Annotated in this window: 8 protein-coding genes; 3 read left to right on the forward strand and 5 right to left on the reverse strand. The window is 59.8% G+C overall.

Translation table 11 applies throughout. From position 1 onward, the window contains the following. On the forward strand, positions 1-676 hold a 676-nt coding region (locus PPP56_RS05510; protein WP_353563032.1), incomplete at its 5' end, for an NAD-dependent epimerase/dehydratase family protein. 1,035 nt (positions 677-1,711) lie between these two features. Here PPP56_RS05510 and PPP56_RS05515 read toward each other — a convergent pair. Continuing rightward, positions 1,712-3,028: a RagB/SusD family nutrient uptake outer membrane protein gene (locus tag PPP56_RS05515; protein WP_353563033.1), complete on the reverse strand. Its 1,317-nt coding sequence runs from the start codon at positions 3,026-3,028 to the stop codon at positions 1,712-1,714. A gap of 54 nt (positions 3,029-3,082) precedes the next feature. Further along, positions 3,083-6,109 (reverse strand): SusC/RagA family TonB-linked outer membrane protein, encoded by a 3,027-nt coding sequence (locus tag PPP56_RS05520; protein WP_353563034.1) that lies wholly within the window; start codon positions 6,107-6,109, stop codon positions 3,083-3,085. A 319-nt stretch (positions 6,110-6,428) separates the two neighbouring features. On the opposite strand from PPP56_RS05520, the gene PPP56_RS05525 reads away from it, so the two are divergent. Beyond that, a complete protein-coding gene (locus PPP56_RS05525) occupies positions 6,429-7,127 on the forward strand; it encodes a type 1 glutamine amidotransferase domain-containing protein (RefSeq protein WP_353563035.1) in 699 nt (232 codons plus the stop codon). Between the two features lie 329 nt (positions 7,128-7,456). On the opposite strand, the gene PPP56_RS05530 is transcribed toward PPP56_RS05525, so the two are convergent. The 3 genes from PPP56_RS05530 to PPP56_RS05540 form a co-directional block, all read right to left on the reverse strand. Next, positions 7,457-7,813 carry a hypothetical protein gene (locus PPP56_RS05530; RefSeq protein ID WP_353563036.1) on the reverse strand — a complete coding sequence of 119 codons (357 nt, stop codon included), beginning with the start codon at positions 7,811-7,813 and terminating at the stop codon, positions 7,457-7,459. Positions 7,814-7,935: 122 nt separating this feature from the next. Continuing rightward, positions 7,936-8,742 (reverse strand): lipoyl(octanoyl) transferase LipB, encoded by an 807-nt coding sequence (lipB, locus tag PPP56_RS05535; RefSeq protein WP_353563037.1) that lies wholly within the window; start codon positions 8,740-8,742, stop codon positions 7,936-7,938. A 109-nt stretch (positions 8,743-8,851) separates the two neighbouring features. Then, a complete protein-coding gene (locus PPP56_RS05540; protein WP_353563038.1) occupies positions 8,852-9,169 on the reverse strand; it encodes a hypothetical protein in 318 nt (105 codons plus the stop codon). Positions 9,170-9,500: 331 nt separating this feature from the next. Between PPP56_RS05540 and PPP56_RS05545 the strand changes: the two genes are divergently transcribed. After that, a complete protein-coding gene (locus tag PPP56_RS05545) occupies positions 9,501-10,034 on the forward strand; it encodes a hypothetical protein (RefSeq protein ID WP_353563039.1) in 534 nt (177 codons plus the stop codon). The last annotated feature ends 132 nt before the right edge of the window (positions 10,035-10,166 follow it).

A 10,166-nucleotide genomic window follows, 5' to 3' on the forward strand; every position in this document is an offset into this window, starting at 1 on the left:
GCTGAAGCACATGCTCGATCTGTCGCGTGAGCACGCCCTGAAGCTATTCTGGCCGAGTTCAATCGCGGTGTTTGGGCCGTCGACGCCGCGCCACGAAACACCACAGGAGGCCGTGCTGAACCCGACGACCATGTATGGCGTCACGAAACGCAGCGGCGAGCTGCTGTGCCGCTACTACCATCAGCGGTTTGGGGTGGATGTGCGAAGCCTGCGCTATCCGGGGCTGATCAGCTACAAGACCGAGCCCGGCGGCGGTACAACTGATTATGCTGTTGACATGTACCGCGCTGCTGCTACCGGCGCGCCCTACACCTGCTACCTGCGTCCGGATACGCGCCTGCCGATGATGTACATGCCCGACGCAATCCGCGCCACGCTCGACCTGATGGCGGCGGACGCGGAGGCGCTGACGGTGCGCGAGAGCTACAACCTGACGGCATTCAGCTTCAGCGCGCAGGAGCTGGCCCGCCATCTACAGGCGCATGCTGCGAGCGGGTTTACGGTTGCGTACGCCCCCGATGCCCGCCAGGCGATCGCCGACAACTGGCCGGCTACGATCGACGATTCGGCGGCCCGTGCCGACTGGGGCTGGGCGCCGGCCTACGACATGGCAGCGATGACGGAGGACATGCTCGCCCACCTCACCCCCTCCGACGCCCAGCCGGAGCACGCGTAGAACGAAGGGATGCCCGCAGGGCGGGGTTGGTCCTGAGTTGGATAAAGATTCCGGGTCTCCGCTCTGCTGCGCCCGGGATGACTTGCTCTTGTGGGGCTATTCTGGAGAGCACGCTTATCCCTTCACAATACTGCCCCTCGACCACCAAGTCACCCCGGCCCCCGAGCCGGGGTCTTCCGTATCCGTAGAGCCGCCATTTTCGAATACGAAGACTGCCCGCGTCCCCAGCGGTCGGGAAGGGCAGCACGCCCTGCAAGGTCGCCACGGTGTCAGAGTCTCCCAAGTTTGTCATCGCGAGGAAAGAGCGCCAGCGACTGACGTGGCGATCTCTACGTCTCATCATGGCAGCCCGCCCCGAACAGAACTGTATGAGATTGCTTCGTCCTGCGTCCTCGCAATGACAAGGTGAGGATATCTTTTAAGGGTAGTGGGTAGACGCTAAGTGATAAGGATATCGTGGAATGTAGGTTTGTCTTGTTCGAACCCCCTCTCCCTTATTCCGCTTTGCTCCATCAGTCGCCCTACAGGCTCGTGTCGGGTTTCTCCCCCTCGTCCAAGGGATATTCTGTTTAGCGGGACTCGAACACCGCCCGGGATATCTGCTCCGCTCCTGCCCCCGGGCTAAGGCAGCCATAGCCGGGTAACTCCACACCTGTTCCGAACACTTTCGGGATCACTCATATCCCCAGCATACCATGCGACGCGAAAGCACGGCGGCCCACCCGGTCCACCCCTCAGTCGCTGGCGCGACCCCTCCCCTCTCCAGGGGAGCGATTGGAGGCGATACCCTTCCGTTCATCTCCCCCTTCGCCGAAGGGGGACTTGATGGGCTCTTTCTACGACCCCTTTTGCAGAACTCTACTCCCCAAACTCCTCTTCTACCGGCGGAGCCGGAAGGGGGGGTGAAGATCCCGAGATCTCCGCTGCGCTCCTCGCGATGACAAGGTGAGGGGGTCTTCCGGGGTGCAATCGTGAAGCGGAAGCGCAAGCGACGAGCGTAGCACAGGCCGTTACCGGTTGCACCTGAGATTGCATCTAAATTGCAGGATCGGTGGGGGTGTTGGGGTTATTCTGGCGCTCCTGGTCGGGATATGGGTAGAAGTTGCGGCTACGGGCGAACGAGTCGGTGGGGTCTGGATCGGCGGGCCCCAGGCGGCGCATATCCTCAAGCGCCACCCCCTGCAAGAAAAGCTCCGCTCGACGCTCTTGGTGAATCGCTTCCAGCAGTGCGTCTGCTGTGAGCGGACCGTCGTACGGGTCGAGATCGGCCCCTACGCCGAGGGGATCGTCGTCGGGGGCTTGCGTGCGCACCGCATTCAGCGCTGCGGTGGCATCCGCGAGATTACCCGTCTGCACGAGCGCCTCGGCCCGGATCAGGTCCATCTCGCCCGGCATGTAAAGCGGAATCGAGGCGGATGCACTCCCGAAGAACCCTGCCAGCGTGCGCACGGGAAGGTCATTCACCGCGCTGCCCCCTGTATCGCCGGTCAGGAAAAAGTCGCGCCGGGCATCCCCCTGGTCCGTCGCAGCAGACCCGAAATCCTCGCGGGGCGCATAGTTCGGTGTCAGGAAGACGTTATCCCATACGGGATTCGGGCTCTGGTCGTCGAACGGAAATGTGGAAGTGGCGTCGGGGTCGACGGCTTCAGCAGCAGCGATCGCATCCCCAAAACGGCCCGCGAACAGCAGATAGCGGGCCCGATAGGCCTGCAGCGTGTTGCGCAGGTCGATGCCGGGTGCTACGATGGTAGCGAGAAAGGCATCGGATGGCGGGGTTGCGTTGAGGCGCGCGAGGGCGTCTTCAAGGCGTGTGATTGCTTCGTCAAACAGCGCCTCACGCGGCTCAAACGTCGTGTTGTTCTCGCGGTCGGTTGTTAGCGGCCCCTGCTCAAAGCCCTGCGCGATGTTACCCAGCGCCATCGCCTTAAAAAGGTCCGCCAGGCTGAGCAGTCCGCTTTCCGTGCCTGCATCGAAGGGCAAGTCGGGCGTAGCCGCCGTAATGTCTTCGGCCATCTGCACCACGCGGTAGTTACGCGACCAGAGCTGCAGGATGTTGGCGTTGTTTGTTGGCAGGTCGGCCCCGCCCGCCTCCAGATTGACGAGGTTGGCGAAGGTGTTGTTGACCGCCACCTCGCGACTCGTAGTGCCGGTGGTAAGCAGCACCGGCGCCAGCGTCTGGGTTGCATAGTACTCCTGCATCCCCACCGCGAGAGCCTCGATGCCCTCGGTGGTGGTTAGGACCTGCTCCTCAGAGGGCTCGTTGGGGTTAACGATATTCAGGTCGCATCCCGCAACCAGAAGAAGTAGGCAGAGCGCAGCAAGAGGGGCGCGCAGAACGGAGGAGGCAAACATAGGCAACATAAGCAGAGTGCGTGGTAACGGCCAGGGGGATTCGGGGCGGTGGGGTTAAAACGTAGCGGTTACGCCAAGCGAGAACGTGCGCGGGATGGGCACCTCCACAAAGTCGAAGTTGCGCACGTTGGTACGCTGCCCAGCTACATTGATCTCCGGATCGTAGCCGCTGTACCCGTCGATCGAGAGCAGATTGCGTCCGGTAAGGCTGATGCGCACGCGTTCGACCGGCGCGCTCGCCAGGCGCAGCGTGTAGGCCGCGCTTACCTCACGCAGCTTCAGGAAGGAGCCGTCTTCGACCCAGTGTTCGAAGATGCCGAAAGCGCTGCCCGTATATCCGGCCGGCAGATCCCCCTCCAGCTCCCGCTGGTAGTCGTCGAGCGTTCCGAAGGCACTCAGGGCAGCCAGGCGGCGTGTGAAGTTAAACACATCCTGCCCGACGACAGCATCCCACTGCATGCGCAGATCCAGATTGCGGAAGCGGACTTCGTTAGTCCAGGAAGCGACAAAGTCCGGGTTGGGGTCGCCGATGATCTGGCTTTCGTCGGCGCGTGCGGGTACGCCATCGCCCGTCTCTGCAGGCGCGCCGTCGCGCATCCGCCAGCGGCCGTTGCCGTCTTCTTCGAGGATGTTGCCATTTTGGTCAAGCACGTTGCCGGCGGCGTCGCGTGCGAAGGCCGACCCGTAATAGATCCCGAGCGGTTCTCCGTTGATCGCCCCCACGAGCCCAAACGACTCGGGGAAGATCAGCACGTCTTCTTCGAGGCCGTTCACTTCGTTACGGTTACGGCTAAAGGTGAGGGTGGTGGTCCACTGCAGATTCTCCTGGCTGATGGGCAGGCCGCGAATAAGCAGCTCGATGCCCTGGTTGGTGAGCGTACCTACGTTCTGCAGACGACTCAGGAAGCCCGACGTGGGGGCGAGCGACCGGTTCAGCAGCAGGTCTTCGGTGCGCTGCGTGTAGTACGTAGCTTCGACGGCAATGCGGTCTTGCAGCAGGCTAAAGTCGGCGCCGATCTCGATCTCACGCTGCCGCTCCGGACGCACGCCCAGCGCGCCCAGTTGCGACGAGGGCTGTACGCCGGGCTGCCCGATGTACGCCTGCGGCGGGAAGTTGGTGAAACGATCAAACGCCCCGATCGAGGTGAGCCCGCCCGAGAAGCCGATTGAGCCGCGCAACTTAAAGCTGGGGATGGCCTCGGCAAGGCCCGCGTCGGTCCAGAACGTGTGCTCCGAGAGGATATACGAGAGGCTTGCTTTCGGGTAGAACTGCCAGCGCTCGCCCTCGCCAAACGAAGAGGACGCGTCGAAGCGGCCCGCGCCGGTCACGAAGAGGCGGTCGTTCCAGCCCAGCGTTTCTTGCGCGAACACGCCGTAGATGGCACGCTCGCTCCGAATCTCACCAATCTCGCGCGAGGCGGTGCCGCTCTGCACAACCTCCGATACCGGACTCAGGTCTTGCGACTGGGCGCTGAACGTGGTTGCCTCCTCGTACTGCAGCGTACCCCCAATCAGGGTGGTGGATTCGAGCGTGGGCGTCAGGGCGGCGGTGTAGCGGACGTTGAGGTCGTTGTTCACCTGCAGCTGATTGCGCGTGCTACGACGCGCAAATCCGCCAGCGAAGCCGGGGGCTGAGGTGCCCCGTGGAATGAACGCGGTGGCGCGCTGATCGTGCGTGTCGATCCCGAGCACATAGTCGATGCTAAGGTTATCGGTCGGCGTAAGGTTGAGCGTAGCGCTTCCGATAAACCGGTCGGTCGCCTGCTCAAAGTCAAAACGCTCGGCCACCTCTACAGGATTGGCCAAGATGCCTTCGTTCGGGTATTGCCCCAGCTCGTTGGGACGCGGGTCAAACGTGTTCGGGCCAAAGATAAATCCGGTAAGCGCCCCATAGTTTGCGTTGAGTCCGCCGTTGGGCACGTCTTGTGTGGTGCTGCGCGTGTAGTTGGCACTCCCCGAGATCGACGCCCAGGGGGTAAGCGTCTGGTCGATGCGAAGACGTGCGTTCAGCCGGCGAAAGCTGTTGCCCTCCACGATGCCCTGGTTGGCAAAGTGCGACCCTGATACGCTATACCGGGTGTCGGCGGCGCCTCCCGAGATAGAAAGCGACTGCTCGGTGCCGTAGGCCCGATCGAAAATGAAGTCCTGCCAGTCCCAGCGCTGCTCGCCATCGGGAAGCGGATTGCCGCTGTTATCGAGAAACTGGCCCTGCTCGTTCTGGGCGGTGTTTACGTTAAGCGTATTCCGGACGGCCTCGGTCTGAACGCGTGTGGTGAACGATACCCGCGGCGCTCCTTCCTGTCCGCGCTTGGTGAAGATCTGCACCACCCCGCTGTTGGCGCGCGACCCATAGAGCGCGGCAGCCGCCGCCCCCTTCACGATCTCGATACGCTCAATGTCGTTCGGGTTGATGTCGACCAGCCGGTTCTGCGCACCGCCTCCGAGGTCGATGAGTTCAGGCGCGTCGTTGCTGATGATCACACCGTCGACAATATAGAGCGGGTCTGCGCTCCCGAGCACGGTGCTCGTACCCCGTAGCCGGACCGAGATGCCCCCTGCAGGGTTACCCGAGTTCTGCTGAATCTGCGCACCGGCGACCTTCCCCTGCAGCGCCCGGTCGATCGAGGAAGCGCCGCTCTCTTCAAGCTCCCCCGCGTCGACTGTAGAGATTGCGTTGCCCAGCTGGCGCCGTTCGGTCGGCACGCCCGTACCGGTTACAACGATTTCTTCGCCACGGATTAGATCTGTCTGCAGACGTACGGGGTCGACACTCACGGTTTCAACGTCGGAGAGCGTAACCTCGCGCTCGGCGGCCCGGTATCCCACGAAGGTGTAGCGCAGCGTATACGTGCCTGGCTCCAGGCGCCCACTAATCCGGTAGACCCCGTCGGCGTCTGTCGCTGCACCGAGCGAGGTTCCTACGACCTGCACGCTTGCTCCAGGCAGGGGCCCGCCTAATGCATCGTCGATAACCGTGCCGGTAATCGTATATGGCGCTTCTTGCGCGGCTACAGGCAGGGCGCCAACGACCATGATGATCACGGACAACGCCACGTAGAAAGGCAGATAGCGAAAGGGCATAAGCAAAAACCGGTTCACGGTAAGAAACAGGGGGGATGCGCACACACTGCTTTATCTGGTGTTTAGCGGTGCGACAACACCGATATACTATAGACGAATGCCAGGAGAGAAGCAACTCTGCAGGTAACGCTCATCGTTCGACTCGTGAACAGAATCCGCGCATGTATTGTGTACCGTGGACAGCTGCGAATCTCAAAGACCGGTTGACATCAGATGCATGCATGCAACAAAGTCGCATGCTGCCCAACGTTGCTTTATTCGCTTCGTTAGCGGTTACGACATGTAGCGAATTACAATCCACCCAAACATCCAACCTGCTATGGCTACCAATCGCATTGCATTTGTCTTGACAAGTCACAGCGAACTGGGAGATACCGGTAACAAGACCGGATACTTTCTCTCTGAAGTCGCTCACCCCTACCACGTGCTTGTGGATGCTGGATTCGAGATCGACTTCATCAGTCCGCAGGGTGGCGACGTGCCCATGGACCCGTCGAGCCATGATCTTGACGACCCGGCCAACGCAGCTTTCCTCGATGATGAGGCGGTAACAGAAGCGCTTCAGCAGACCAAAGCGGCTGAGAACGCCCGGGCTGACGACTACGACGCCATCTACTTTGCAGGAGGGCATGGCACGGTCTGGGACTTCCCGAATGACACCCATCTTGCGGAGCTAACCGCTGAGATCTACGAAGATGGCGGCGCCGTAGGAGCAGTCTGCCATGGACCGTCTGGTCTTGTGAATGTAACCCTCTCCGACGGCTCGCACCTCGTTGACGGGAAGCGCATCGCGTGCTTCACCGACAGCGAGGAGCGCGCGATGGAGCTTGACGATGTCGTTCCGTTCCTGCTTCAGACCACACTTGAAGAGCGCGGAGCCACGGTCGAAACGGCCGACGACTTCGAACCGAATGTGGTCATCGACGGCCGCCTCGTTACCGGCCAGAACCCGGCCTCGGCGACGGGCGTCGGCGAAGGGCTGATACGTGTGCTAAAGGGTGCTCCCGCCAGCGCATAACACGCGCACAACACGTCGACATGCCACTCGGCACACGCTAAGTAGGTCGCCGAAAATACATTTACACCTTGTCATCGCGAGGAGGGAGCTTACGACCGACGCGGCGATCTCATGCGTTCCTTGCAAAGGGCTTACCCTGCTTATAAAGCACAAGATTGCCGCGTCGCTAACGCTCCTCGCAATGACATACTCGAAAGGTTCTTTCTTGGGTCTACTTAGTCGTGCCCATGGGCATGTCCATACAGAAAGCCCGCCCAGGTCTTCTCGGCCTGAGCGGGCTTTCTTAATGTTGGTAGTGCTTTCTATGTTAGGTGTCTCTTCTCCCTCACTCACGACATATCTTCGTAGTACGGCGTAAAGCTTGGCAGCAGTCCCTTCTGAGCAGCCAGAGTAAGCAGTTCAATTGCAGCCTCTTCGGGAAGGTCATAGGTGCCATGGTCTACGCTATCTACAGCCAGCGCGTACGCCACCTCTTCCTCCTCGTTACTTTCTATGTTGTCTTCCCAGTCCGTCGCCTCCTCAATCAGGAAAGCGTCGTCTTCTGGTGAATACGAGGCCAGATACTGTTCACGCCGCTCTTCGGGGTCTACCAGGCTCAGCACACCCACGATGCCATACTCCGTATCGTAAAACAGCGTCTCGGTGAGCAGGCGTAGCGTAAAGTTTTCGTTGTCGAAGTCAGCCATGTCAAGGTACCGTTGCGAGTGCAAAATCGGAATCAGGTTATTGTCTCGCTAACATAGAAACCGGCATGTCGGATTCCAAACGGGCTTGCTGTGAAACACCGTGCGCTGGCGTCATGAACAGGTCATGCCGAGATCTGTCCGGGGGCAGTGTTTGTTGCTTGCTCCAGCGCATCCAGCGGCGCCTCTGCGTCGGCTGGCAGCCAGTCGCGCAGGTAAGTGTATGATTCGGCAGGGGGCAACGGAAGCAGATCGGCTTCGAAACAGGTCGCCATGTGTTTGAGCAGCATGGGCGCTACAGCGTCGACCCCGACGTCGCGGGGCTGCTCTTGAGCCAGCGAGGTGACGCCCCGGTCGCGTATCCCACATGGAACGATGTGTCCGAAGTAGTCGAGTTCGGGGTCTACGTTGAACGCGAAGCCATGCATCGTAACCCAGCGGCTGCACCGCAGTCCCATTGCACAGATCTTGCGCTCGGGGCCCTGTGCATCTGGCCCGACCCAGGTACCGGTGCGGCCCTCCACCCGTGTCCCCGTCACCTCGTAGTCGGCACACGTACGGATGATCACCTCTTCGAGTGTGCGCAGGTACCACCCCAGATCTGTCGCAAAGCGGTCGAGATCAAAGAGCGGGTAGCCCACGAGCTGGCCGGGACCGTGGTAGGTAATATCGCCGCCCCGATCTATATGATGAAACGTGGCTCCGTGCGCGGCGAGCGCTTCGTCCGACAGAAGCAGGTGGTCCGCATCCCCACTTTTGCCCAATGTGTACGTGTGCGGATGCTCAAGGAGAAGCAATACGTTTGGGGGGATGCGCGGCGGTGTGGCTCGCTTGGCGGCGATAAGCGCATCCTGAATGTGCTGTTGCAGCGTCCACGTAGCCTCATACGGCACGCGGCCCAACGTACAAACGATTACAGATCTGTCAGACAAGACGCTACCGGATCGTGAGAAAACAGGTTCACCCTAATGGCTACGTGTAAACGATACCCGCCGCCTACAGTTCAGCGGCGCCGCACTTCACATGGCACACGTGTCCGGCTCACCCGTGGGGATTGCACAGCTGTTTGAGCGTATCGGGGGATATGGCTCGCCGCTTCACTTCGTGGACGTCGTTTTCGTCGGTGTGAAACTGTGCGGTAAACACCAGGTCACCGTCTTTATTGGTTGCAAAGCTGCATTTGGGCGTTCCGTCGTTGTAGAGGCCCCATACGTCGTAGACCATGCCTTGCAACGGACGGTCGGTGGACGTGCTTTCTTCGATGATCTCCTGGGCGATTGCTTTTGCACCAATTAGGAGCTCGGTGCGGTCCAGGCCAAGATCCTCAATGGTTGTACGGGCTTGCTCATCTATCGTCATAACGAGGCACACTATTAGTCAAAATAAAAGTAGAGGTCAAAAGCAGTACCGGCAGAAAGAGGCACCGAGTGGCTTTTCATCTAACATCCAAGCGCTTCCACAATGATACTCTGGAGTGCGCTGTTCACGTCCTCTGTTATTTGTGTCGGGACGGTAACGGTTTATCGGTCTCTTTTTCCTGCCCATGCGCCATTGGCTTATCTGTTTTTGCGCTGTCGGACCATTTTCTTTATCAATGCTTAACAACTAAAGAGTTTGACAAAAAGCGCTTTCATTAGTCTGAAAAGCGGCTACACGCCTTACCATCACATACAAAAAACCCTTTTGCGATATGACTTGTCGGATACTCCCTCTCGTCATAGCCTTCGCTCTCCTCTGGGCGCCGACTTCTTCAGCACAGATCACGGAAGAAGTCAGCGATATTACCGGTGAGTACCGTGTTGCCTTTGAGGAGATGAACGACCTGTGGATCGACACCTATGCAGGTGATTATGGCGCCTACATGGCTCGTTACACCTCCAACCCAACAACTGACCGTGAGCGGTGGAGTCTCGTGTTCTACGGCTTTACGAGCAGTACGACCAGCATGGCATCGGCCAGCGAGGTCCGCGTCAACATCGATAACCAGGGCATCCGGCCCCTTACTGTGGAGACCCGCACACGCGATCTTGACGGCGAGATCATGGAGATTGTAGAGACGCATTACTCAGAATCCGTCTTCGCCCGAATCGCCAATGCCGACGACGTACAGGTTTTGATCGGTGAAGAGACGTTCCGCCTGCCCGACCGAGAAGATATGCGTCTAATTGTACAGGCGGTGGGAAACGCGCCGAGTCCGACAGCGAGTAATGACGGTGGACGGTAGCGGTTAGTCGGTGTTTAGAACCTGTTTTGATTTCGGTAGCGGGAAGATGTTAAGTGATTGACATGTGGTTTGCATCATCGCAACCCGCTCAAACCCCCTCTGTCTTCGACATCTCCCCCTTGACTAAGGGGG

Source organism: Longimonas sp., from assembly GCF_040409695.1.
Classification (GTDB): Bacteria; Bacteroidota; Rhodothermia; order Rhodothermales; family Salinibacteraceae; genus Longimonas.

Bases quoted from the DNA above. Each gene is read 5' to 3' on its own strand.
- PPP56_RS05540 (WP_353563038.1), bottom strand. From the start codon at position 9,169: ATGACGATAGATGAGCAAGCCCGTACAACCATTGAGGATCTTGGCCTG.
- PPP56_RS05545 (WP_353563039.1), top strand. From the start codon at position 9,501: ATGACTTGTCGGATACTCCCTCTCGTCATAGCCTTCGCTCTCCTCTGG.
- PPP56_RS05520 (WP_353563034.1), bottom strand. From the start codon at position 6,109: ATGCCCTTTCGCTATCTGCCTTTCTACGTGGCGTTGTCCGTGATCATC.
- PPP56_RS05530 (WP_353563036.1), bottom strand. From the start codon at position 7,813: ATGGCTGACTTCGACAACGAAAACTTTACGCTACGCCTGCTCACCGAG.
- PPP56_RS05515 (WP_353563033.1), bottom strand. From the start codon at position 3,028: ATGTTTGCCTCCTCCGTTCTGCGCGCCCCTCTTGCTGCGCTCTGCCTA.
- PPP56_RS05525 (WP_353563035.1), top strand. From the start codon at position 6,429: ATGGCTACCAATCGCATTGCATTTGTCTTGACAAGTCACAGCGAACTG.